The 24,784-nt window shown below is 56.6% G+C and carries 20 protein-coding genes and 1 riboswitch; of the genes, 10 read left to right on the top strand and 10 right to left on the bottom strand.

Annotated features, from left to right (window positions below; all coding sequences use genetic code 11):
* Nucleotides 1–175: 175 nt before the first annotated feature.
* From OKF39_RS20170 to hldE, 3 genes are read left to right on the top strand one after another with little or no spacing between them, the layout of a single operon-like run.
* Nucleotides 176–1,477, top strand: a complete 1,302-nt coding sequence (locus OKF39_RS20170; RefSeq protein ID WP_479983300.1) for a CYTH domain-containing protein — start codon at nucleotides 176–178, stop codon at nucleotides 1,475–1,477.
* A gap of 21 nt (nucleotides 1,478–1,498) precedes the next feature.
* The gene (gene glnE, locus OKF39_RS20165) at nucleotides 1,499–4,354 is read left to right on the top strand and encodes a bifunctional [glutamate--ammonia ligase]-adenylyl-L-tyrosine phosphorylase/[glutamate--ammonia-ligase] adenylyltransferase (protein ID WP_479983299.1); all 2,856 of its coding nucleotides are present in this window, start codon (nucleotides 1,499–1,501) and stop codon (nucleotides 4,352–4,354) included.
* 40 nt (nucleotides 4,355–4,394) lie between these two features.
* The gene (hldE, locus tag OKF39_RS20160; RefSeq protein ID WP_003862540.1) at nucleotides 4,395–5,825 is read left to right on the top strand and encodes a bifunctional D-glycero-beta-D-manno-heptose-7-phosphate kinase/D-glycero-beta-D-manno-heptose 1-phosphate adenylyltransferase HldE; all 1,431 of its coding nucleotides are present in this window, start codon (nucleotides 4,395–4,397) and stop codon (nucleotides 5,823–5,825) included.
* 63 nt (nucleotides 5,826–5,888) lie between these two features.
* On the opposite strand, the gene ubiK is transcribed toward hldE, so the two are convergent.
* Complete coding sequence (ubiK, locus tag OKF39_RS20155; RefSeq protein WP_028014454.1) at nucleotides 5,889–6,185, bottom strand: ubiquinone biosynthesis accessory factor UbiK; 297 nt, start codon at nucleotides 6,183–6,185, stop codon at nucleotides 5,889–5,891.
* 121 nt (nucleotides 6,186–6,306) lie between these two features.
* Nucleotides 6,307–6,457, top strand: a riboswitch (FMN riboswitch).
* Between the two features lie 106 nt (nucleotides 6,458–6,563).
* Between ubiK and ribB the strand changes: the two genes are divergently transcribed.
* On the top strand, nucleotides 6,564–7,217 hold the full coding sequence (ribB, locus tag OKF39_RS20150; RefSeq protein WP_028017147.1) for a 3,4-dihydroxy-2-butanone-4-phosphate synthase: 654 nt from the start codon (nucleotides 6,564–6,566) through the stop codon (nucleotides 7,215–7,217).
* A 44-nt stretch (nucleotides 7,218–7,261) separates the two neighbouring features.
* On the opposite strand, the gene OKF39_RS20145 is transcribed toward ribB, so the two are convergent.
* The 5 genes from OKF39_RS20145 to zupT form a co-directional block, all read right to left on the bottom strand.
* The gene (locus OKF39_RS20145) at nucleotides 7,262–8,323 is read right to left on the bottom strand and encodes a fimbrial protein (RefSeq protein WP_479983298.1); all 1,062 of its coding nucleotides are present in this window, start codon (nucleotides 8,321–8,323) and stop codon (nucleotides 7,262–7,264) included.
* Nucleotides 8,307–9,068, bottom strand: coding sequence for a fimbrial biogenesis chaperone (locus OKF39_RS20140; RefSeq protein ID WP_048959459.1), 762 nt, complete (start codon nucleotides 9,066–9,068; stop codon nucleotides 8,307–8,309). Before OKF39_RS20140 ends, OKF39_RS20145 begins: the two co-directional genes overlap by 17 nt.
* Nucleotides 9,069–9,077: 9 nt before the next feature.
* Nucleotides 9,078–11,516: a fimbria/pilus outer membrane usher protein gene (locus OKF39_RS20135; protein WP_479983821.1), complete on the bottom strand. Its 2,439-nt coding sequence runs from the start codon at nucleotides 11,514–11,516 to the stop codon at nucleotides 9,078–9,080.
* Between the two features lie 73 nt (nucleotides 11,517–11,589).
* Nucleotides 11,590–12,150: a fimbrial protein gene (locus OKF39_RS20130; RefSeq protein WP_045261131.1), complete on the bottom strand. Its 561-nt coding sequence runs from the start codon at nucleotides 12,148–12,150 to the stop codon at nucleotides 11,590–11,592.
* Nucleotides 12,151–12,483: 333 nt separating this feature from the next.
* The gene (gene zupT, locus OKF39_RS20125) at nucleotides 12,484–13,257 is read right to left on the bottom strand and encodes a zinc transporter ZupT (RefSeq protein WP_028014448.1); all 774 of its coding nucleotides are present in this window, start codon (nucleotides 13,255–13,257) and stop codon (nucleotides 12,484–12,486) included.
* A 130-nt stretch (nucleotides 13,258–13,387) separates the two neighbouring features.
* Between zupT and ygiD the strand changes: the two genes are divergently transcribed.
* Nucleotides 13,388–14,176 (top strand): 4,5-DOPA-extradiol-dioxygenase, encoded by a 789-nt coding sequence (ygiD, locus tag OKF39_RS20120; RefSeq protein ID WP_048959959.1) that lies wholly within the window; start codon nucleotides 13,388–13,390, stop codon nucleotides 14,174–14,176.
* Nucleotides 14,177–14,213: 37 nt separating this feature from the next.
* Here the strand turns inward: ygiD and OKF39_RS20115 are convergent, their stop codons facing one another.
* The 3 genes from OKF39_RS20115 to tolC form a co-directional block, all read right to left on the bottom strand.
* Nucleotides 14,214–15,374 (bottom strand): glutathionylspermidine synthase family protein, encoded by a 1,161-nt coding sequence (locus tag OKF39_RS20115; protein WP_320700488.1) that lies wholly within the window; start codon nucleotides 15,372–15,374, stop codon nucleotides 14,214–14,216.
* A 2-nt stretch (nucleotides 15,375–15,376) separates the two neighbouring features.
* Nucleotides 15,377–16,042 (bottom strand): DUF1190 family protein, encoded by a 666-nt coding sequence (locus OKF39_RS20110; RefSeq protein ID WP_028014445.1) that lies wholly within the window; start codon nucleotides 16,040–16,042, stop codon nucleotides 15,377–15,379.
* A gap of 161 nt (nucleotides 16,043–16,203) precedes the next feature.
* On the bottom strand, nucleotides 16,204–17,682 hold the full coding sequence (tolC, locus tag OKF39_RS20105; protein WP_028014444.1) for an outer membrane channel protein TolC: 1,479 nt from the start codon (nucleotides 17,680–17,682) through the stop codon (nucleotides 16,204–16,206).
* 204 nt (nucleotides 17,683–17,886) lie between these two features.
* On the opposite strand from tolC, the gene nudF reads away from it, so the two are divergent.
* From nudF to parE, 5 genes are read left to right on the top strand one after another with little or no spacing between them, the layout of a single operon-like run.
* Nucleotides 17,887–18,519 carry an ADP-ribose diphosphatase gene (gene nudF / locus OKF39_RS20100; RefSeq protein ID WP_028014443.1) on the top strand — a complete coding sequence of 211 codons (633 nt, stop codon included), beginning with the start codon at nucleotides 17,887–17,889 and terminating at the stop codon, nucleotides 18,517–18,519.
* Nucleotides 18,516–18,938: a DUF1249 family protein gene (locus OKF39_RS20095; RefSeq protein WP_003862516.1), complete on the top strand. Its 423-nt coding sequence runs from the start codon at nucleotides 18,516–18,518 to the stop codon at nucleotides 18,936–18,938. The genes nudF and OKF39_RS20095 overlap by 4 nt, the downstream gene beginning before the upstream one ends.
* 27 nt (nucleotides 18,939–18,965) lie before the next feature.
* Entirely contained in the window at nucleotides 18,966–19,793 is an 828-nt protein-coding gene (cpdA, locus tag OKF39_RS20090) for a 3',5'-cyclic-AMP phosphodiesterase (protein ID WP_028014441.1), read from the top strand.
* A complete protein-coding gene (gene yqiA, locus OKF39_RS20085; protein WP_041908103.1) occupies nucleotides 19,793–20,374 on the top strand; it encodes an esterase YqiA in 582 nt (193 codons plus the stop codon). Before cpdA ends, yqiA begins: the two co-directional genes overlap by 1 nt.
* A gap of 28 nt (nucleotides 20,375–20,402) precedes the next feature.
* Nucleotides 20,403–22,295, top strand: a complete 1,893-nt coding sequence (gene parE / locus OKF39_RS20080; RefSeq protein ID WP_028014439.1) for a DNA topoisomerase IV subunit B — start codon at nucleotides 20,403–20,405, stop codon at nucleotides 22,293–22,295.
* A gap of 83 nt (nucleotides 22,296–22,378) precedes the next feature.
* On the opposite strand, the gene OKF39_RS20075 is transcribed toward parE, so the two are convergent.
* Complete coding sequence (locus OKF39_RS20075; RefSeq protein ID WP_479983297.1) at nucleotides 22,379–24,517, bottom strand: TonB-dependent siderophore receptor; 2,139 nt, start codon at nucleotides 24,515–24,517, stop codon at nucleotides 22,379–22,381.
* Between the last annotated feature and the right edge of the window lie 267 nt (nucleotides 24,518–24,784).

The raw sequence follows: 24,784 nt of genomic DNA, 5'->3' as shown, positions 1-24,784 counted from the left end.
TACGCAAAGCATTCATCAGCAATCAGAATCATCTGTGTCACGACTCTACACATTTACGCCCGACAAATTGCTCATTGCATGGCAATTTGGCGCAAAATACTATGTACTGACAAATAAATGGCGAGGAAGTTCGCCCTCATTGACGCGTCTGTGACGCCCGCAAAAGTACAAGGCTATGGCTCAGGAAATCGAATTAAAATTTATCGTCGAAAAAGACAGCGTTGACGCGCTCCGTCAGCATCTGAATACGCTCTCCGGCGAGCACCATGAACCCGTACCGTTGCTCAACATCTACTACGAAACGCCGGACAACTGGCTGCGCAACCACGATATGGGGCTGCGCATCCGCGGCGCGAACGGACGCTACGAGATGACGATGAAAATCGCCGGCCGCGTGGTCGGCGGTTTGCATCAGCGCCCGGAATACAATATCGACATCAGTAAGCCAGAACTTGAGCTGGAACGTTTCCCGGCGGAAGTCTGGCCGGAAGGCGAACTGCCCGCCACGCTGGCTGGGCAGGTGCAGCCGCTGTTCAGCACCGATTTCGCTCGCGAGAAATGGCTGGTGACGGAAGGCAAGAGCCGCATTGAAATCGCGCTGGATTTAGGCGAGGTGAAGGCGGGTGAGTTCCAGGAACCGATCTGCGAGCTGGAGCTGGAACTTCTGGAAGGGGATGCGAGCGACGTGCTGAAGCTGGCGCGCAAGCTGGTAAGCCAGCCGGGTTTACGTCAGGGCAGCTTGAGCAAAGCGGCGCGCGGCTACCACCTGGCTGCCGGAAATGCGCCACGCGTGCTGAGAGAGACTCCGATTTTGCGCGTCGTCCCGAAAGCCAGCATTGAGCAGGGCATGGAAGCGGCGCTGGAGCTGGCGCTCTCCCAATGGCAGTACCATGAAGAACTGTGGGCGCGTAACGTCAAAAATGCCAAAAAACAGGTGCTGGCCGCTATTGGACTGGTGCGTCATACCCTGACGCTATTTGGCGGTATCGTACCGCGTAAAGCCAGCACTCACTTACGTGATTTGCTCACTCAAACCGAAACGCTGATGCTTTCCGACGTGTCGGCACAAACCGCGCTTTATAGCCCGCAAAATGCCGCGGCAAAACTGGCGCTGACCGAGTTTCTGGTGACGCGCGGCTGGCGCGTCTTCCTCGATGCAAAAGCGCAGACCAAAATCGCGGACAACTTTAAACGCTTCGCGGATATCCATCTTTCCCGCCACGCCGCCGAGCTGAGAACCACCTTCGCGCATCCGCTGGGCGACCAGTATGGCGACCAGCTTCCCCGCCTGGCGCGTAATATCGACAGCATGTTGCTTCTGTCGGGAGCGTACGAGGGCGTGAAGGCGCAGGCCTGGCTGGAGAACTGGCAGGGGCTTAAGCATGCCATTGAGACCCGTCAGCAGATTGAGATCGAGCATTTCCGCAACGAAGCCATTTCGCAGGATCCATACTGGCTGCACAGCGGAAAACGTTAATTCTGGCAAGGAACCCCTGATATGCCGCTTTCTTCGCAGTTACAGCAGCACTGGCAGACCGTTTGCGAACGTCTGCCCGAGTCGTTACCCGCGTCATCGTTAAGCGAGCAGGCGAAAAGCGTGCTCACGTTCAGTGATTTTGTGCAGGAGAGCGTCAGCGCCAATCCTGACTGGCTGGCAGAGCTGGAAAGCGCGCCGCAGCAGGCTGATGAGTGGCGGCACTATGCTGGCTGGCTGCAAACCGCGCTGGCAGAGGTGGCGGATGAAGCCACGCTGATGCGCGTTCTGCGTCAGTTCCGCCGCCGGGTGATGGTGCGCATTGCCTGGGCGCAGGCGCTGGAGCTGGTGAGTGAAGAGAGCACCTTGCAGCAGCTGAGCGAGCTGGCGCAGACGCTGATTGTTGCCGCGCGGGACTGGCTCTACGCCGCCTGCTGTAAAGAGTGGGGCACGCCGTGCAGCGAAGAAGGGGTTCCGCAGCCGCTGTTGATTCTGGGGATGGGCAAGCTGGGCGGCTGCGAGCTGAACTTCTCCTCGGATATCGACCTGATCTTTGCCTGGCCGGAGAATGGCGCCACGCGAGGCGGTCGTCGCGAGCTGGATAACGCCCAGTTCTTTACCCGACTCGGGCAGCGTCTGATTAAGGCGCTGGACCAGCCTACGCAGGACGGCTTTGTTTACCGCGTGGACATGCGCCTGCGCCCGTTTGGCGACAGTGGCCCGCTGGTACTGAGCTTCGCCGCGCTGGAAGATTATTACCAGGAGCAGGGGCGCGACTGGGAGCGTTACGCGATGGTCAAAGCGCGGATCATGGGCGACAGCGACGACGCTTACGCCAACGAGCTTCGCGCCATGCTGCGCCCGTTCGTGTTCCGCCGTTACATCGACTTTAGCGTGATCCAGTCCCTGCGCAATATGAAAGGGATGATCGCCCGCGAGGTGCGCCGTCGCGGCCTGAAGGACAACATCAAGCTTGGCGCGGGCGGCATCCGCGAAATCGAATTTATCGTTCAGGTCTTCCAGCTGATCCGCGGCGGGCGCGAGCCGTCGCTGCAGTCCCGCTCGCTGCTGCCGACGCTGAGCGCCATTGAGCAACTGCATTTGCTGCCGGACGGCGACGCGCAAACCCTACGCGACGCCTATCTGTTCCTGCGCCGTCTGGAAAACCTGCTGCAAAGCATTAACGACGAACAGACCCAGACCCTGCCGGGGGATGACCTTAACCGGGCGCGCCTGGCCTGGGGCATGCGGGTGGATGACTGGTCAACGTTGACCGAACGGCTGGATGCCCATATGGCAGGCGTTCGCCGCATCTTTAACGATCTTATTGGTGACGACGAAAGTGAATCGCCGGACGATGCGCTCTCAGAGCACTGGCGCGAACTGTGGCAGGACGCGCTCCAGGAAGATGACACCACGCCGGTGCTGGCGCACTTAAGCGACGACGCCCGCCATCGCGTGGTGGCCTTGATTGCCGATTTCCGCCTTGAGCTGAACAAGCGCGCCATTGGGCCGCGCGGTCGTCAGGTGCTGGATCATCTGATGCCGCACCTGCTGAGCGAGGTCTGCTCCCGCGAGGATGCGCCGGTGCCGCTGTCGCGCATGATGCCGCTGCTGAGCGGGATTATCACGCGTACCACCTATCTTGAACTGCTGAGCGAGTTTCCCGGCGCGCTGAAACACCTGATTTCCCTCTGCGCCGCGTCGCCGATGGTGGCCAACAAGCTGGCGCGATACCCGCTGCTGCTGGACGAACTGCTCGACCCGAACACGCTCTATCAGCCGACGGCGACGGACGCCTACCGCGACGAGCTGCGCCAGTATCTGCTGCGCGTGCCGGAAGAGGACGAAGAGCAGCAGCTGGAGGCGCTGCGTCAGTTTAAGCAGGCGCAGATGCTGCGCGTGGCGGCGGCGGATATCGCCGGTACGCTGCCGGTAATGAAAGTGAGCGATCACTTAACATGGCTGGCGGAGGCGATCATCGACGCGGTAGTCCATCAGGCGTGGGTGCAGATGGTGGCCCGCTATGGCCAGCCGAAGCATCTTGCTGACCGCGAGGGGCGAGGGTTTGCCGTGGTCGGTTACGGCAAGCTGGGCGGCTGGGAGCTGGGCTACAGCTCCGATCTGGATCTGATTTTCCTGCACGACTGTCCGGCGGACGTCATGACCGACGGCGAACGTGAGATTGACGGGCGGCAGTTCTACCTGCGCCTGGCCCAGCGCATCATGCACCTGTTCAGCACCCGCACTTCGTCGGGCATTCTGTACGAGGTGGACGCGCGCCTGCGCCCGTCCGGCGCGGCAGGCATGCTGGTCACCTCGACGGACGCGTTTGCCGATTATCAGAAGAACGAAGCCTGGACGTGGGAACATCAGGCGCTGGTGCGCGCCCGCGTGGTGTACGGCGATCCGCAGCTCAAAACGCAGTTCGATGCGATCCGCAAGTCAGTCATGACGACCCCGCGCGAGGGCAGCACCCTGCAAACTGAAGTGCGCGAAATGCGTGAGAAAATGCGCGCGCATTTGGGTAATAAACATCGCGATCGCTTTGATATCAAAGCCGATGAGGGCGGGATTACCGATATTGAGTTCATCACTCAGTACCTGGTGCTACTGCATGCCCACGACAAGCCGAAGTTAACCCGCTGGTCCGATAACGTGCGCATTCTGGAACTGCTTGCGCAAAACGACATCATGGACGAGCAGGAGGCGCAGGCCTTAACCCGCGCCTACACCACGCTGCGCGATGAGCTTCATCACCTGGCATTGCAGGAACAGCCGGGCCACGTGGCGCTGGACTGTTTTACCGCAGAGCGCGCCCAGGTGACGGCAAGCTGGCAGAAATGGCTGGTGGAGCCGTGCGTAACAAAACAAGTGTGATATTATCGCGCGCAAATTGTGAATCTTTCTGGAGTCAGGAATGAAAGTAACACTGCCAGAGTTTGAACGTGCTGGAGTAATGGTTGTCGGGGATGTGATGCTGGATCGCTACTGGTATGGGCCGACCAGCCGCATCTCTCCTGAAGCGCCGGTACCGGTGGTTAAGGTCGACACCATTGAAGAGCGTCCCGGCGGCGCGGCAAACGTGGCGATGAACATAGCCTCGCTGGGCGCGCATTCGCGTCTGGTGGGCCTGACCGGCATTGACGATGCGGCGCGTGCGCTGAGCAAGTCGCTGGCGGACGTGAACGTGAAGTGCGACTTCGTTTCTGTTCCGACACACCCAACTATCACCAAGCTGCGCGTGCTGTCGCGTAACCAGCAGCTGATCCGCCTCGATTTCGAAGAAGGCTTTGAAGGCGTTGATCCTGAGCCGCTGCACGAGCGCATCAATCAGGCGCTTGGCAATATCGGTGCGCTGGTGCTGTCTGACTACGCCAAAGGCGCGCTGGCGAGCGTGCAAACGATGATCCAGCTGGCGCGTAAAGCCAGCGTACCGGTGTTGATCGACCCGAAAGGCACCGATTTTGAGCGCTATCGCGGCGCAACCCTGCTGACGCCAAACCTTTCTGAGTTCGAAGCGGTGGCGGGCAAGTGCAAAACGGAAGAAGAACTGGTTGAGCGCGGCATGAAGATCATTGCTGACTTCGAGCTGTCCGCGCTGCTGGTCACCCGCTCCGAGCAGGGGATGACGCTGCTGCAGCCGGGCAAGGCGCCGCTGCATATGCCAACCCAGGCGCAGGAAGTGTACGACGTGACCGGTGCCGGTGATACGGTGATCGGCGTGCTGGCGGCAACGCTGGCGGCGGGTAACTCCCTGGAAGAGGCGTGCTACTTCGCGAACGCCGCGGCGGGCGTGGTCGTCGGTAAATTGGGTACTTCAACCGTTTCGCCCATCGAGCTGGAAAACGCGGTGCGCGGGCGTGCGGATACCGGTTTTGGCGTGATGACCGAAGACGAGCTGAAGGTGGCCGTTGCCGCCGCGCGCAAGCGCGGTGAAAAAGTGGTGATGACCAACGGCGTGTTCGACATCCTGCACGCGGGCCACGTGTCGTATCTGGCGAATGCGCGCAAGCTGGGCGATCGCCTCATTGTGGCAGTGAACAGCGATGCGTCGACCAAACGCCTGAAGGGCGAAACGCGCCCTGTGAACCCGCTCGAGCAACGTATGATTGTGCTTGGCGCGCTGGAAGCGGTGGACTGGGTGGTGTCGTTTGAAGAAGATACCCCGCAGCGCCTGATTGCCGGGATCCTGCCAGACCTGCTGGTGAAGGGCGGCGATTACAAGCCGGAGCAAATCGCAGGTAGCGAAGAGGTCTGGGCCAACGGCGGTGAGGTGATGGTGCTCAATTTTGAGGACGGGTGTTCAACCACCAACATCATCAAGAAGATCCAGAAAGACAGTCAGTAAAAAACGGGCCAATTGGCCCGTTTTTTTCACCCTCTCCCTGTGGGGGAGGGCATCAGGCCGCACTTACTCCTGGTCGTCCACCGGTGGAATGGCCGGTGCCGGCTTCACTTCTTCCGGCGCATTGCGGTTTTCCAGCTCGCTCAGACGCTGTTCCAGTAGCGCCAGCTTCTCGCGGGTGCGCAGCAGAACCTGGGTCTGCACGTCAAACTCTTCGCGGCTGACTAAATCAAGGCGAACCAACTGCGCCTGCAGCGTCTGGCGGATTTTCTTCTCAACGTCATCACCAAATTCACGAATGCCCTTTGGCATGGACTCATGAACCTGACGCGCGATCTGCTCAATTTTTTTCGGGTCAATCATAATGGCTTCCCTTGATAAGTCGGTGTTGATGAACATTGTAGCGCGTCATGACCCAGGATAAAGCAGATTTGTTTGAAGCTTATGCATTGCCCAGGTTAATCAATAGCGTTATAGTTATCTCGCTTATTCTCAGGGCGGGGCGAAATTCCCCACCGGCGGTAAATCAGCTTAACGCTGAAAGCCCGCGAGCGCTTTGGGTGAATTCTCAAAGGTCAGCAGATCCGGTGTAATTCCGGGGCCGACGGTTAGAGTCCGGATGGGAGAGAGTAACGATCCAGTCGGGCATGGGCCCGCTCACGTTATTTTTTTGCCGCTTATACGGCGCTCCTAAGACTGCCCTGATTCTGGTAACCATAATGTTAATGAGGTTTTTTTACCATGAATCAGACGCTACTTTCCTCTTTTGGCACTTCAACTCAACGTGTTGAACATGCACTGGATGCACTGCGCGAAGGCCGCGGTGTGATGGTGCTTGACGATGAAAACCGTGAAAACGAAGGCGACATGATTTTTGCCGCCGAAAACATGACCGTTGAACAGATGGCGCTGACCATCCGTCACGGCAGCGGCATCGTATGCCTGTGTATTACCGAAGATCGTCGTAAGCAGCTTGAGCTGCCGATGATGGTTGAGAACAACACCAGCGCCTTTGGTACCGGCTTTACCGTGACAATTGAAGCGGCGCATGGCGTGACTACCGGTGTATCGGCGGCTGACCGCCTGACCACCGTGCGTGCCGCCATTGCTGATGATGCGAAACCCTCAGATCTGCATCGTCCAGGCCACGTCTTCCCGCTGCGCGCGCAGGCGGGCGGCGTGCTGACCCGTGGCGGTCACACCGAAGCGACGATCGACCTGGTGACACTGGCGGGCTTTAAGCCTGCGGGCGTGCTGTGCGAGCTGACCAACGATGACGGCACCATGGCCCGCGCGCCAGAGTGCATCACCTTTGCGCGTCTGCACAACATGCCGGTTGTCACAATTGAAGATCTGGTGGAATACCGCCAGGCGCACGAGCGTAAGGCCAGCTGAGACAGCTGATGTGAAAAAGCCGGGGAAACCCGGCTTTTTTGTCGCTAGTGGTAGTTAATTTTAAACAGCACCACGGTTTCAAACGGTCCGGACTGGATCGCTTTTCCCTCATCCCACGACAGCTCTGCCGTGTACTTTTGCTCATACTGCAACGTACTCCCGGTGAAGTCGGCATACTCCTGGTAGTGGTTGAAGGTAAACGGATCCATTCCGTTCAGAATACGCAGTTTTAGCCCATTCCCAATCAATAGCGCCGTATCGTCAGCGCTGAGTTTTTCGTTCGTGTAGAATGACGAGTCCATTTTGAATCCATCAGAGCATTGCGCGTCCTGCACCTTGGTGGTTTTGACCGTAAATTCGCGAACGCGCGTTTTCTGGTTCACGATGTCGCGAGCGCTGAAGGTGCCAAAATCGATCTCCTGGTTTTCAGGGTAGATGCTGAAGGTTGCCCCGCAGTCCAGAACGGTAATGTTTTGCAAGCCGTTGATGTGGTACTTGAGGTTTTTCGCGTCGGCCATCTGGTTGACCCCGCCTTTACCGTCAAACTGCACCACGATGTAATCCCCGAGGGAACTCACGTAGCCGTGAGGCGGAATCGCCTTAATTTTAACAAACAGGCGAAAGCGGGCAACAAAGGTGCGTGTCGGATGAATGTCATCCGGGTTTCCGGAGCAGATCAGGTTTTCCCAGCCCATCTGCCGTATCTGATCCGGGGTATAGATGAGGATATTCTTGTTATCAAGACACTGGCGGGTGTCCACGCCATTCGGCTGGCCCGTGGCATCGTAATCCACCCCTTCGTAGGTTACGCCAAGCTCATAGTAAGGGTCCGTTGCGGCAGGATAAGGGTTAACCCAGGCGAATACGTCTTCCGGCTCAAAGCCGCCGTTGACGTTGTGATCGCAGGTGACCGGGATTTTAATGTCATCTGATTCCCAGATTTTCTGCCCCACCTGCGCGTTGCTGGGGATAGCAAAGGGCGAGATGGTTTTCGTCTCTTCAACCGGCCCGCCTGAAGCACCAAGATAGCAGTCCAGCGCCAGCGCTTCTCTTACGGGCAGAGCGGATATCAGCAGCAGGAACAGCAGATTAGCGAGCTTGCGCATCTTTATCGACCTTATGCTCGCTGAGCGTACATTTCGCCGTACCTGAACATTGCGCGTCGACCTTTTTCAGCGCACCGTAATCATCGATGTAGCCAATGCTGTAGTAGTTACCGTGATAGTCACCTGTAGAGGTTGTCGCCGTCGCAAACGGGGCGATCATCAGGCTGTCAAAACCGGGCAGCATGGTTTTCGCATTTTTGCTCAGCCACGCCAGCGTGATGTAATAAGGCGTAGGGTTATGCACGGTGAGCCCTTTCGCGTTTGCGGTGACTTCCATACGCATTTCTGCCTGATCGCCTGCCTTTTTGGCGATCGCTTTGGGACGCCAGAACAGTTTGATCCTGCTCTGCATCGCGACCTGCATGACGCTGCGTTCCTCGCTCGCGCTGGAACTTTTCGGCGGCACCTCGCGCAGGTTGAAATAAAACAGCGATTCCCGGTCTTTCGGCAACCGGGCGGTCGCGGCCTGCTTCACAATCCGGACCTGAGACGAGGCGCCCGCTTCAAGACGTTGAATCGGCGGAAGCGCCATAAAATGGCTGTCCTCCTTGCGTCCGTTTTCATCTTCTATCCAGGAGAGCGCCAGATAAGGCAACGTTTTGCTCTGATTATCAATCTTGAGGCTGCTGGCCTTATCGCTTTCCGGAAACACAATGCGGGTGCGGTCCAGGTTAACGGCGGCGTGGGTGGTAAATGCGGTGCCGATTAACATCAGGCACAGGCTAGTGAATGAGGTCAGTTTCATCATGGTTTCTTACTGGCATGGCAGTATCAACTGCATACTGTTTTCAAGGTGTGGAGGCAGCGAGAAGCGACACTGCTGATTGTCACCCCACGTTACCCGGAATTGTTGTTCAGGCTCGACTGCTCCCAGCCAGACGTGGCCTTCGTCGGCGACCATGCCGATTTGCTGGTCACTTTCCAGCAGGTGAACAATCGCGCCCAGCGGCGGAGTGCCGGCTGGCGTACGGATAATGCCGGCAATATCGTTGCCAGCGCGCGTGGCAATCTGGCGGTAGCCAATCGCCCCCTCGGTCCAGGTGGTGGTCGTGATGCGGTTGTCCACATCGACGCCGTCAGGCAGGTTATCCAGATTGACCTGTACGCTGGCGGGAGAGTAACTGGAAACCGACGGTAAAACGCCGATACCAAAGCGGTTGGTTTCATCCCGCGACATGTTCAGCGGAATGTTGCCGACGCCGTCGGTGCTGACCATCACGCGCGGTTCGTTTCCGTAGCTGCGACGGTGCAGCGCCGCGCCTTTGGCCGTTGAGGTAAACGAGCCATTCCAGCTGGCGCTCAGGGAGTTATATTCATCAGCTTTATAACTTCCGGAGATATTCAGATCGCCAAACGGTGAATAATGCTGATAGTTGCCGCTCATCTGTGCGCCCGCGTCCGCGTGTTCACTCTCCGTCCCCGCGGAGACGCCCCAGGTATTATTGCGATCGGACGTGTCGTACCAGGAGACATTTTGGCTCAGGCTATCGCTGTTGTGCAGATCGTAACTGAGGCGATGATCCGGATCGATCGGTACGCTCAGGGACAGGTAAAACTGCGTATCGTCGTCTTCATCTTCGTAATGCGTCTTGCTCCAGGAGAGGGTGACGCCGAGGTTTTTCCAGCGCCCCAGATCAAAGTTATAGCCTGCGGTAATGCTTCCGGTCGTGGACGGGGCTTCGTTCCACCAGGTCTGACGCAGTACGTTGACGTAGAGGTTGAGCGATAACGGGCTGATGTACTGGCTGGCGGTTACACTCAGCGTCTGCTTTTCTGTCTGACGATCGTTGTCGTCATAATCAAGGAAGCGGGCATAGCTCAGGAATTTCCGATCGGAGTAGCGGTAGCTGGCAAGCGTAAGCTGGCTGCCGGTGGTATCGAAACGCTTACTGTAGTTAAAACGGTAGCTGTAACCCGTCTGGCTATCCTGGAAGGGGAGCTGGCTGGTGGCCTGCGTGACGTCAAAAGAGAGGGCACCCAGATGCGCCATATTTTGCCCGATCCCGGCGGCAATGGAACGGTAATGATCCCCGTCGGCAAGCGTCCCGCCATAGAGCGAGGTGTTTGACAGCATTCCCCATGAGAATTCACCGCTCATAAAACCGGTGTCTTCGACGTCATGAGAGGCGTCTTTACGCGCTTTACCCGCCGCCAGCTTGTAGCGAACCTGCCCTTTACGCGTTAAAAAAGGCACCGATTCCGCCGAGACCTGGAAAGTGCTGACGCGCCCGTCTTCCTCCGTCACTTTTACGTCCAGCGTCCCCTGAACGGACTGGTTAAGATCCTGAATAACAAAGGGGCCTGGCGGAACTTTACTTTGATAAATTACGCGATCGGACAGGCTGACGGTGACGGTCGCGTTGGTTTGCGCGATACCGGTAATTTGTGGCGCATAGCCACGCAGCGACCAGGGCAGCATGCGCTCATCGCTGATCAGGGAGGCGCCGGTATAGGTAAAAGCGTCAAAGATTGAGGACTGGAAGTCCGTTTCACCCAGCGTCAGCTTAGCACCAAATGAAGGAAGAGGGCGGAACATGTAGACGCGCGAAAAGCGTCCGTCATGATCCGAACCTGCATCGGTATGCGTTTGGCTGTACTGATAATCACTGCGCAGGCGCCATGCGCCCATATTCGCGCCCGCCGTGCCATAGGTGTTGGCGTTGTTGGTGCTGCTGCCGTCGCTGGGCTGATAGTGGCTGGCGAACAGGTTGTAATCCAGAATCACGCCCGGTACGCCATTGTCCCACGTTGCGGGTGGCATCCAGTCGGCGGCGCGGTACTGCAACCATGCCTGGGGTACGGTGACCTTCAGCGTCTGGGTCGCTTGTTCAAAATTAAAGGTGATATCCGGTCTGGAGGAAAAGTCGACGCATCCTTCTTTTTCGGGTAAGGCGTCGCGGACTTCCTCTTTCAGGGCAAACGTATCTGCCAGTTCAGGAGGAATACACACCTGTACCGTGTTATTTACCTCTTTCCAGCTAAGCTGCCAGCCGTTAGCCAGCGGTGTGTCGTTAATAGATACGGTAACAAAATAGCTGCCAGGGGTAACCGCTATTTCATTTTTAAAAAGGGAGAGGTCAACGCTACCCCGCTGGTCTTTATCAATGGCATTGATATTAAACTCGGTGGCAGAGGCAATCTTCGTCATTAACAGGGACGCAATGATGATTTTAGATTGTAATTTATATGTCATCATCCTGTTACCAAAATAATATCACATACCGGCTGGCAAATAATGCCAGCCGGTTTTATCGTGATGCATTGCCTTATTTGTACATCAGCACATAGTTGGCAGTCGCTTCAACCTGACCCGCTGTGGCAGTTTTACCCTGAGCAACTTCCATTAATGCTTTGAAGTGCAGAGTCTGAGTGGTGGAACCCGCCAGCAGATCGACCGTTTGAGCCGAACCCAGGGTGATGTTGGCTTCGTTGTTGTCCAGCAGACGAACACCGACGTTCTGAGCACCGCTTGCATAGGTGTTGCTCATCAGGCTGGTGTCAGTAGCGTCAGTTGCTGCGCTGGTGAAGGTCACGTCAACTTTGGTTACTGGCGTATCCGTTTCGTCCGCCGGATCGTCAAGCTGGCAGTTCTCCAGATTGATATCAACCGGAACAGCGGTAGACTTTTTGTTAGCGTTGATCACGGCAGTGGTAACTTCACCGAGGTCCACTTCTTTATCAACGCTGTCTGGTGCAATGCTGCACGGTGCATCAATGACCACGCCTTTGAATTTGATTTTGCCGGAACCCTGGTCATCAGCAAAAGCAGAACCCGAAACGATGGCAGCCATCGCAACCGCTAACAATACTTTTTTACCCATATACATGAAAATATCCTTTTTCAATTGAATTCATAATCTGAATATTAATTTTCAGAATACTCGCAAAGTATAACGGGATGAGGGAGGCTTTTACGATTAATGAGGCTTAAAGATATTTTTAGAGGAGGTTAATATATAATTTATTACTATCGTAACCGGTTAATATTTCATGTATCAGCGGTTTTTTAAGCGCAATTTAATTGGGAAATATTGCGCTTAAAAATATCCATAAAAACTCTTGATTTTCCAATTGTAAATACAGAGCCGCAGACAGTGTAAAATGCAACGGCTGCGCTGGGGCGCATCAAAGAATTGCCCTCATCGATGAGGGCATCCGTGTCAGCCTATACCTGCCGTTTGCAGCAGAACCAGGCTTAGCCCCATCACCGACATGCCGCACAGCACGCCATAGCTGGGATTATTGTTAGGATCGATCTCTTTCGCCAGCGGCATCAGCTCATCTACGGAGAGCGCAACCATAATCCCGGCCACGGCAGCCATAATCGCCGCCATCACGACAGGGGAGACGAGGCTTCCAAGGATCAGCCACGCCAGTACGCCGCCGAGAATTTCGGCCATCCCGGAAATCCCCGCCCAGAAGACGGCAGTACGTTTTGAACCCGTTGCGGCATAAACCGGCCCGGCCACGGCAAGTCCTTCAGGAATATTGTGTAAGGCTACCGCCAGCGCGACACCAAATCCCATTTCCAGATTGCTGCTGGCCGTGACATACGTGGCGACACCTTCCGGGAAGTTGTGCAGGCTGATACCCAGCGTCAGCAGGATCGCCGTGCGCTTGATGTTGCCGGGGATTGGAGTAACGCTTTTTTGCATCAAATCCTGAGGGTGGGCGTGGGGCAGCATACGGTCGAGCGCAAAATAGCCCAGCAGACCAACGATGAACATGCCGTAGCCCAGAACCGGAGACATTCCCTCGGTGTGAAGCGCTGCTGGCAGCATCTCCATCAGCGAGATAAGCAGCATGATCCCAGCGGCGAAGCCCAGCGAGAACGCCAGAAGACGATTAGACGGTTTTTGCCCGAGCACGCCGAGGAACGCACCGATAAAGGTCGCGGCACCCGCAAGCACGGTCAAAATTAAGGGTACTGACATGCACTCTCCTTAAGGGATATCTTACGTTCAAATTTCCTGATGATGATCTTCACGGTTATCTGCGTTTATCTTCACCTGAATGCGCGTAATGTAGAACCATCAAATTGACACCTTCTCTAAGGATACCACCATGTCTTCTTCTCGTATGCCTGCACTGTTTTTAGGCCACGGCAGCCCAATGAACGTTCTGGAAGACAACGTTTATACCCGCGCCTGGCGTCATCTGGGGGAGACATTGCCGCGTCCGAAGGCGATTGTGGTGGTGTCTGCGCACTGGTTTACCCGTGGTACCGGCGTGACGGCCATGGAAGCGCCTAAAACCATTCATGATTTCGGCGGCTTCCCGCAGGCGCTGTATGATACGCATTATCCGGCTCCCGGCTCGCCTGCGCTGGCACAGCGGCTGGTAGAGTTGCTCGCACCTGTTCCAGTGGCGCTGGATAAAGAAGCCTGGGGCTTTGACCACGGCTCGTGGGGCGTGCTGATTAAGATGTACCCTGATGCAGATATTCCGATGGTGCAGTTAAGCATCGACAGCACTAAACCGGCGGCCTGGCATCTGGAAATGGGCCGCAAACTGGCGACCCTGCGTGATGAGGGCATCATGCTGGTGGCAAGCGGCAACGTGGTGCATAACCTGCGTACGGCGCGCTGGCACGGTGAGAACACGCCATACCCGTGGGCGAGCGCTTTTAACGCCTACGTCAAAGCGAACCTGACCTGGCAAGGCCCGGTTGAGAAGCATCCGTTAGTGAACTATCTGGATCACGAAGGCGGTTCGCTCTCTAACCCGACGCCGGAACACTTCCTGCCGCTGCTGTATGTGTTAGGTGCATGGGACGGTCAGGAGCCGGTTACCATTCCGGTTGACGGCATTGAGATGGGCAGTTTGAGTATGCTGTCGGTGCAGGTGGGGTAAAAACATGCCCGGTAAGCGTAGCGCCACCGGGCAAGTTTTATTCAACAAAAATATGCGGATAGAACCGTGACAGATCCTGCGTAATCAACGCGCGATCTTCGCGAATACCAATCCCGGCAGGTTGATCATTAATAAGCCAGCTGCCGATCAGCGTATAGCTGTCGCCAAATTTCGGCAGTTGATAAAACTCCTGGACAATCATCCCTTCTTCACCGTATGGCCCTTCAACCGCTTCCAGCGTTTTACCGTTTTCGATAATGGAGACGTTCGCGCCTTCGCGGGAAAAGATAGGCTTAACGACGTATTTCTCCATCGACGGGAACTCATCTTCGGCAAAGTAAGCTGGCAACAGGTTAGGGTGGTTCGGGAACATCTCCCACAGCATCGGCAGCAGGGCTTTGTTGGAGATAATGCTCTTCCACGCCGGTTCCAGCCAGCGCACGCCCGCGTCTTCCAGCTTGGTGGAGAACATTTCACGCAGCATGTATTCCCACGGATAGAGCTTGAACAGGTTGCTGATCACCTGATCCTGCATATCCGTAAACTGACCTTTTTCCCCCAGGCCAATATCTTCGATATAGAGGAATTCAGTCGCCACTTCCGCTTCGGCCGCGCAGTCCTGCAGATACTGAACCGTGCCCCTGTCTTCTTCCGTGTCGCGACAGCAGGCAAGATGCAGCAGATTGAAGCCAAACTGCTCCCGCAGTTCGGCGAAACGCTCAATCAGCTTTTCCTGCAGGCTGTTGAACTGGTCGCTACCTTCCGGCAGGTTTCCGGCGTTCATCTGATCTTCCAGCCAAATCCACTGGAAGAATGCCGCTTCGTAAAGAGAGGTCGGCGTATCCGCGTTGTTTTCTAAAAGCTTCGGCTCACCCACGCCATCCCACGCCAGATCGAGGCGAGAGTAAAGCGAAGGCTGATTCGTTTTCCACGACTGACGGACGAAACTCCAGGTGTGCTTCGGAATACGGAATTTAGTCATCAGCTCGTCGCTGTCGATGACTTTATCCACCACCTTCAGGCACATCTGGTGCAGCTCGGCCGTCACCTCTTCCAGTTTTTCCACCTGGTCGAGCGTCAGTTTGTAGTAAGCATCTTCACACCAGTACGGCTCGCCGTACATGGTGTGGAAGTTAAAACCGTATTCAGTGGCTTTTTCGCGCCAGTCCGGGCGCTCGGTAATACCGACTCGTTCCATGATCAGCCGCCCATTGAGCGAGTGGAAGTGCCTGTTGCACTACGCTGCATGCTGGTCTGTTTCGCCACAGACTCACCGAACCCACCGCGGGTGATGGTGCTGGTGGTCGCAGGCTTCGGCGCCATCGCGGTTTTCGGGACGGTCACGGTGCGGCCCGGGGTCGCTGCGCCATAGCCTTTGCCGCTGGCATCGGTATATTGACCATAAGCCGGGCTGGCCGGGTTTTTCGAGCTAAACAGCGGTTGCTGCTGATAGCCCGCACCGCCGCCCATCAGGCGGCCCATCATGTAACCTGCCATTAATGGCATCCAGAAGCTGCCGCTGGACTGCGCCTGCGCCTGATTCTCCGGCGCAGTACCTGCCTGAGCTGGCGTCTGCTGACACTGTCCTTCACCAAATTCCGCCACGCAGTCTTCGCGTGAGGCGTATTTCGGCGCGGTGCGTTCCGCTTCTTTCAGGGCGTTGGTGTAGGCGGTTTTACATTCTGCTGCCTGGCCGGTTGCGGCGGAGCAGTCGTCCGCGTTTTGATACAGCGAAACCGTTTCGTCGTTTTTCTCACAGCCTGCCAGCATAAAGACCGCAGTTACTGCCAGCGCAACAGGGGTGAGATGACGTGCGTTCCAGCTTTTGCGGAACGACGCGTGGTTAATCGTTTTTGTCCGTTTCATGTTTGTCTTCCAGGACCCAGTGGTAATAACGCTCAGGATAGTGGATGAGTGGTTGAAAATGAAGCGAAGAGGGGCGGAATCAGGGGGATCTTTACGTTGGCTTACGTTCGGGTGTGATTCAGCTGCGCCCTCTCCCGGTGAGAGAGGGCGTGATAACACTCTTAGTTACGGAACGGGTTAGAACCGCTGCTTGCAGGTGCCGTGCTACGCGCGGCCGCTGGCTGTGCGGCAGGGGCGCTGCCGTTAGCGTTGAAGTTATCAACGGCGGCAACCTGCTCCGGGTTCTCCGGCGCAACGCTGTCCGGCGAGGTAGAGACCGGTTTGCCCAGCGCGCTGTTCAGCATCTGCAGGTCTTGCTCGTTCAGCGTACCCAGAGCCTGCTTAATGTTCAGCTGGTTAATCAGGTACTGATAACGTGCGCTGGAGAGCTGCTGTTTCGCGTTGTAGAGCGTGGTGGTCGCGTCCAGCACGTCAACGATGGTGCGGGTACCAACGGAGTAACCGGCTTCCATCGCGTCCAGGGAGCTCTGTGCAGACACAACGGCCTGTTTATAGGCGTTGATGCTGCTGATAGACGCGTTCACGTTGTTGAAGGACGAACGCACGGTCTGCACCACGTTGCGGTGCGCGCTTTCCAGCTGCTCGCTCGCGCCAACAAAGTTGTATTGCGCCTGTTTCACCTGAGAGTTGACCTGACCGCCCTGGTACAGCGGCAGGGAGAAGCTCAGGCCCACTTTGTTCTGACCCATATTGCTGTCGTCATACTGGGCAGAATTGGTTTTAGAGCCGCTGTAGGTCGTGTCAGAAACGCCGGTGGACGCGCTCAGGCTCAGGGTTGGCAGATGGCCGTCCTGCGCCTGACGAATTTGCTCGCGGGCCAGGTCCTGGCTCAGACGCGCCTGCAGCAACGTCAGGTTGCGGTTTTCCGCCTCTTTCAGCAGGGCGTTAACGGCCTGCGGCTTATCCGTTTTGAAGCTGTCGACGTTCAGGGAAGCCAGCTCAGGATAGTAATTCCCTGTCACCTGGCGCAGGGATTCCAGCGCGTTGTCGAGGTTGTTACGCGCGGTCACTTCGTTGGCCAGCACGGTGTCGTACTGTGAACGGGCGTTCTGCACGTCGGTGATCGCCACCAGACCCACGTTGAAGCGCTGGGTGGTTTGATCCAACTGGCGGTAGATCGCCTGTTTCTGCGCTTCGGTGTAGGAGAGCGCGTCAATGGCGCTCAGCACGTTGAAGTACGCGGTGGCAGTATTCAGGATCAGCGTTTGCTGGTCGGTCTGATAGGTCACATCCTGGATGCCCGCGCTCTTTTCCTGCAGGGTCAGGGCGCGCCATTTGGACATATCAAACAGCGTCTGTGTTAATTGCAGTGAGGCGCTGGTAGCATTGGAGTTAACGCCGTTAGCGTCGCGGAAACCGTTGCTGTAGGTATAATCTGCACCTAAACCTAACTGCGGCAGCAGTGGGCTACGCGCTTCGTTAATCTTTTCAAACGCAGCATCACGATCGGCCGCTGATTTACGTAAATCAGGGTTGCCCAGACGTGCCTGCTGGTAGACCTGTAACAGGTTTTCCGCCTGGCTCATTGCACTGAAGCCCGTCAGGCTCAGGCCGATAAGGATGGGGAGCAATTTCTTCATTTGCATTCCTTGTTGTGAAGCAGTATTAGCGCTGATCTAATTAAAAAATAATTGCCGATTCTAACAGAATCATCCACACCAAAAGGTTGGCGTTACGTGCCATCTGGCGGTAATTTGCACCAATCTACCATATAGCCTTACAAACGGCAGCCAAACAGCCTTGAAATTCATAATTTCATCACCATTGCTACCAGGACTCGACTCATGCAAAAACCAGAAAAGTTGCCCGTGACATTCGCCAAAAACGATGTAGAAATTATTGCACGAGAAACGCTTTATAGCGGTTTTTTTTCGATGGATCTTTACCGTTTCAGGCATCGCCTGTTCAACGGTGAAATGAGCGGCGAAATCAGACGTGAAATTTTTGAGCGCGGGCATGCGGCTGTCTTGCTACCCTTTGACCCAGTGCGTGACGAAGTCGTGCTGGTGGAGCAGATCCGCATTGCCGCGTATGACACCAGTGAAAGCCCGTGGCTGCTGGAGATGGTGGCAGGGATGATCGAAGAGGGCGAGTCGGTTGAAGACGTCGCCCGTCGCGAGGCGCTGGAAGAGGCCGGGCTGGTGGTAGGCCGCACTAAACCGGTGTTGAGCTATCTGGCGAGTCCGGGTGGCACCAGCGAACGCTTATCCATTATGGTGGGCGAAGTGGACGCCACGACCGCAGAAGGTATTCACGGTCTGGCTGATGAAAACGAAGATATTCGGGTTCATGTGGTGAGCCGGGAACAGGCTTATCAGTGGGTAGAAGAGGGGAAAATCGACAACGCAGCGTCTGTCATCGCCCTGCAATGGCTGCAGCTGCATTATCAGACATTACGAAACGAGTGGAAAAAATGAAGCGCTATACGCCTGACTTCCCAGAAATGATGCGCCTGTGCGAAACCAATTTCGCACAGCTGCGCCGCCTGCTGCCGAGAAACGACGCACCCGGCGAAACGGTAAGCTATCAGGTGAGCAACGCGCAGTATCGGTTAACGATAACAGAATCAACGCGCTACACTACGCTGGTGGAAATAGAACAAACAGCGCCCAGCATCAGCTACTGGAGCCTGCCGTCGATGACGGTGCGTCTCTATCATGACGCGATGGTCGCTGAAGTGTGTTCAAGTCAGCAGATCTTTCGCTTCAAGGCGCGGTATGATTATCCGAATAAAAAGTTGCATCAACGCGACGAAAAGCATCAAATTAACCAGTTTTTAGCCGACTGGCTAAGATATTGTTTAGCACATGGAGCAATGGCGATTCCGGTTTGTTAGCGTCATAAACCTACCTAAGGACACCATTTGGAAAGCCTGTTGAACCTGACTGTTGCTGGTGGGGCGCCAGTCAGGATATTACAAATCACCGATACCCACCTTTTTGCCGAAAAGCATGAAACTTTGCTGGGGGTTAATACCTGGGAGAGTTATCAGGCGGTACTGAGCGCCATTCACGCTGAACATCGCGACTGCGACCTGATTGTCGCAACGGGCGATCTGGCGCAGGACCAGTCCTCCGCGGCCTACCAGCATTTTGCTGAAGGCATCGCGAGCTTTAGCGTGCCTTGCGTCTGGCTGCCCGGAAACCACGATTTCCAGCCCGCAATGTACAGCTCCCTTCAGGATGCGGGGATTTCTCCGGCGAAATGCGTATTTGCGGGTGAACAGTGGCAGATCCTGCTGCTGGACAGCCAGGTATTTGGCGTCCCGCACGGTGAATTAAGCGAGTTTCAACTCGACTGGCTGGAGACCAAACTGGCTGCCGAACCTGAACGTCATACGCTGCTGTTGCTCCATCATCATCCGCTGCCGGCGGGCTGCAGCTGGCTGGATCAGCACAGCCTGCGTAACTCCGCGGCGCTGGATAGCGTGCTGGCGAAATACCCGCGCGTGAAACACCTGCTGTGCGGACACATCCATCAGGAACAGGATCTCGACTGGAACGGACGCCGCATGCTGGCGACGCCGTCAACCTGTGTGCAGTTTAAGCCGCACTGCGCCAACTTTACGCTGGATACCATCGCGCCAGGCTGGCGCTGGCTGGAACTGCATGCCGACGGCACGCTGACCACGGAAGTCTGCCGTCTGGCAGGCGCAGAGTTCCGCCCGGATACCGCTTCAGAAGGCTACTGATGTCTACGCTCCTTTATCTGCACGGATTCAACAGCTCGCCGCGCTCCGCAAAAGCGACGCAGTTTCGCCAGTGGCTGAGCGAGCATCACCCCCACGTTGAGATGATTATCCCGCAGCTGCCGCCGTACCCGGCGGAGGCGGCGGAAATGCTCGAATCGATCGTGCTTGAACACGGCGGTGAATCCTTTGGCGTAGTCGGCTCATCGCTGGGCGGGTACTATGCCACCTGGCTCTCACAATGCTTTATGCTGCCCGCCGTTGTGGTTAATCCGGCGGTACGGCCCTTTGAGCTGCTGAGGGACTTTCTTGGCGAAAACGAGAACCCCTACACCGGGCAGCAATATGTGCTAGAGTCACGCCATATTTACGATCTCAAAGTTATGCAGGTCGACCCGCTTGAAGCGCCGGATCTCATCTGGCTGCTGCAGCAGACGGGTGATGAAGTGCTGGATTACCGCCAGGCAGTGGCGTATTACGCCTCCTGCCGCCAGACTATAGAAGAGGGCGGAAACCATGCTTTCACGGGCTTTGAGGATCATTTCACCCAGATTGTCGATTTTCTTGGACTGCACAGCCACTGACAATCAATGCGAATTGCTAGTTTAAATCATGACGCAAACCTATAACGCTGATGCCATTGAGGTACTCACCGGGCTTGAGCCGGTTCGCCGCCGCCCGGGGATGTATACCGATACGACGCGCCCGAACCATCTGGGCCAGGAAGTTATTGATAACAGTGTGGACGAAGCGCTGGCGGGCCATGCCAAACGCGTTGACGTCATCCTGCACGCCGATCAGTCGCTGGAGGTCATCGACGACGGTCGCGGCATGCCGGTGGACATCCACCCGGAAGAGGGCGTGCCTGCCGTTGAGCTGATTCTCTGCCGTCTGCACGCGGGCGGTAAGTTCTCCAACAAGAACTATCAGTTCTCCGGTGGTCTGCACGGCGTGGGGATTTCCGTGGTGAACGCCCTGTCCAAACGCGTGGAAGTGAACGTCCGTCGCGACGGTCAGGTCTACAACATCGCGTTTGAAAACGGCGAGAAGGTGCAGGATCTGCAGGTTGTCGGCACGTGCGCTAAACGCAACACCGGCACGAGCGTCCACTTCTGGCCTGACGAAAGCTTCTTCGACAGCCCGCGCTTTTCCGTTTCTCGCCTGACGCACCTGCTGAAAGCCAAAGCGGTACTGTGCCCGGGCGTGGAAATTACCTTTAAAGATCACGTCAACAACACCGAGCAGACCTGGTGCTACGCCGATGGCCTGAACGACTACCTGTGCGAAGCGGTAAACGGCCTGCCAACGCTGCCGGAAAAACCGTTTGTCGGTAACTTTAGCGGTGATACCGAAGCGGTGGACTGGGCGCTGCTGTGGCTGCCGGAAGGCGGCGAGCTGCTGACGGAAAGCTACGTTAACCTGATCCCAACCATGCTCGGCGGTACCCACGTCAACGGCCTGCGTCAGGGACTGCTGGACGCGATGCGTGAGTTCTGCGAATACCGCAACATTCTGCCGCGCGGCGTGAAGCTCTCGGCGGAAGATATCTGGGACCGCTGCGCCTACGTGCTCTCCGTGAAAATGCAGGATCCGCAGTTTGCCGGTCAGACTAAAGAACGTCTGTCATCGCGCCAGTGCGCGGCGTTCGTCTCCGGCGTGGTGAAAGATGCGTTTACCCTGTGGCTGAACCAGAACGTTCAGGCGGCTGAGATGCTGGCTGAAATGGCCATCTCCAGCGCCCAGCGTCGTCTGCGTGCCGCGAAGAAAGTGGTGCGTAAAAAGCTGACCAGCGGCCCTGCGCTGCCGGGCAAGCTGGCGGACTGCACCGCGCAGGATCTCAACCGCACCGAGCTGTTCCTCGTGGAAGGGGATTCGGCGGGTGGGTCGGCCAAACAGGCGCGCGATCGTGAATATCAGGCGATCATGCCACTCAAGGGTAAGATCCTGAACACCTGGGAAGTCTCTTCAGACGAAGTGCTGGCCTCGCAGGAAGTGCACGACATCTCCGTTGCGATCGGCATCGATCCGGACAGCGAGGATCTGAGCCAGCTGCGCTACGGCAAGATCTGCATTCTCGCGGATGCGGACTCCGATGGTCTGCACATCGCCACGCTGCTGTGCGCGCTGTTTGTGAAGCACTTCCGCACGCTGGTGAAAAACGGTCACGTCCACGTGGCGCTGCCGCCGCTCTACCGTATCGACCTCGGCAAAGAGGTTTACTACGCGCTGACGGAAGAAGAGAAGGCGGGCGTGCTGGAGCAGCTTAAGCGTAAGAAGGGCAAACCAAATGTGCAGCGCTTTAAAGGGCTGGGCGAAATGAACCCGATGCAGCTGCGCGAAACGACGCTGGATCCGAACACGCGCCGCCTGGTGCAGCTGACGATCAGCGACGAAGACGAACAGCAAACCAACGCCGTGATGGATATGCTCCTCGCCAAGAAACGTTCGGAAGACCGACGTAACTGGCTGCAGGAGAAAGGGGATATGGCGGATATTGAGGCCTGATGCCCTCACCCTAACCCTCTCCCACAGGGAGAGGGAATGGATCGTAGGCCCGGTAAGCATTAGCGCCACCGGGCTTTTTTACATCAAAACTCCATCTTCACCGTAAACTGCACTTCGCGCGGGTCGCCAATCTGGTTGCCCAGGTTGTTGGTCGCAATCGACGACGTGTAGTAGGTCTTATCAAACAGGTTCTTCACGTTCACCTGCAGCGTCACCGGATACTGCAGCTTCATCTTATACGCCGCAAACGCATCCGCCACGAAATAGCCCGGCAGATAATAATCCGCACCGTTGGTCGCCGAGCGGCGGCTTACGCCGTGCCCGCCGCCGCCGAGCGTCAGGGTATTCCCGGCAAACGCATTATGAATATCGTACGTCAGGAACAGGGAGCCGGTATGGCGCGGCACATTCGGCAGCGGTTTGCCCGCGTAGTCCGGGTCTTCAAGCACCTTCGCGTCGGTATAGCCGTAGCTGGCGATAATATTGGTGTTCTCGGTCAGTGACCCGGCAAGATCCACCTCCACGCCCTGGGAGCGCACGCGGCCCGCGGTTTTGGCGATGGTTTCACCTCCCACGCTTTCGGTGTACAGCACGTTGCGCTTGTGAATATCAAACAGCGCGATATTGGCGGTTATGCCGTCGAACAGATCGAACTTTGCGCCTACTTCGTACGCGTTTGAGGTTTCCGGCGGTAGGTCGCCAATGTAGCTCGCAATGGACGACTGCGGCATAAACGTCTGCGAATAGTTGGCAAACAGCGAGACTGCTGGCGTCAGTTTGTAAACCAGCCCCAGCTTCGGCGTCCACTGCTCGTCGCGGCTGTCGGTATTGACGTTAAACGGACGACCTTTGCCCGCGTACTGAGTGTAATACTGGTAGCGCAGCCCGGCGACGGCAATCCATTTATCCGTCAGGTACAGGGCATCCTGGGCGTAGGCCGAGTAGCTCTCCTGCTTGAGCGTCTGGTCGCTGTCAGCGGCGGAGACGGTTGTACACTCGTCGAGTTTGCCGTAAACCGGCTTATAGATATTGAAACCTTTGACGTTCTTACAGCGCATCATGTCCGTGCGCAGCAGATCGTAATTTTCATACGACACGCCGGTGAGGATCTCATTATAAAAGCCCGCGATATCCACGTTGCCCTGCAGATCCGCACGGGTGCTGTGCATGCGCTGGGTCGAGCCCTGGGTTGCATCCACCCGGCGGGTCAGGGTGCCGGTTTTTGAATCGTAGGCCATTACGCGGGCCTGGTTGTCACTGTATTTATCCTGGCTGTAGCTGTAGTCGAACTTCGCGGTCCACTGGCTGTTGAGGCGGTATTCCGCGTTAAGCTGAGCGAGATCGGACTGCCCGTCGGTCACGTTAAACGGCTCGTCAAAGCGGGTTTTGCGATCGACGTCGACGGCCTTTTTAGTGTTGAGATCGAAGATCGTTCCGCGATCGAACGGCGTCTTATAGTCGCGATGCGAATAGAGCACGGTCACGGTGGCATCGTCGCCGAACCAGGTCAGCGACGGGGCGATAAAGGTGCTGCGTTCGTTGCCGAAGTTGCGCCAGTAATCCTCGTCCTGATACTCGCCCGTGAGGCGATACGCCAGGCGCGTGCCCTCAATCGGACCGGTGACATCGACCTGTCCGGTGCCGCCGCCAAAGCTGGAAGAGGTGGCAGAAATCGAGCCACCGAAGATTTTCTCCGGGCGCTTCGTGACGACGTTAATCAGACCGCCCGGATCGAGAATGCCGTACAGCGTTGAGGCCGGGCCTTTCAGCACCTCCACGCGTTCGGTTGCGGCGTTAAAGCTGCGCGGCAGCACGGTGCGCAGGCCGTTGGTCATGATCGAGCCGTCGCGGTTTGCGCCAAACCCGCGGCGTACGAAGGCATCCTGCGTACCGCCCAGAGTGTTGGTCTGCACCACGTTGCTGACGTTATAGAGCGCTTCATCGAGCGTGGTGGCGTGCTGATCCGCCAGCACCTTATCGCTGACGGTATTCACCACCTGCGGGATATCCAGCATCGGCATGTTGGTCAGCGTGGCGGTGGAGGTATTCAGCGGCTGGTAGCCGTTGGTGGCCTCCGCCGTAGCATTTGGATCGGCGGTGACGGTAAGCGTTTCGCCGTCTTTAGCCGTGGTGTCTGCTGCCTGCGACAGCGGCGCCATAAACAGCAGTGAAAAGAGCGCGCGCCCTTTTATCCCAGAGAGTGAAGGTGTGAACGTAGCCATTACAACTGTTATCCCAAAATATCCGTGAAGCACCTTCACGGAAGAACCTGTGAGTCATTGCCCTTTATGGTCTGCCCGTTAGCCAGAACTGGCATCGAACATGTAATTGAGAATCATTCAATCATGCGGAAATGTAGTAGTAAATGAAAAAAGCTAAAAATCGGCTACATCTCTGAAACGTAACGGAAAAGCACAGGGTTAATCACTTAATGGATTGAAAATTAAGTCTTTATTGTTTTAACGGTCAGTGTAGTAGCACACCGTTAC

This window comes from Enterobacter cloacae complex sp. HYC042_NIDB, assembly GCF_056673315.1.
Note: the sequence above shows the minus strand (reverse complement) of the source record. Positions and strands in the feature narration are given on the sequence as shown.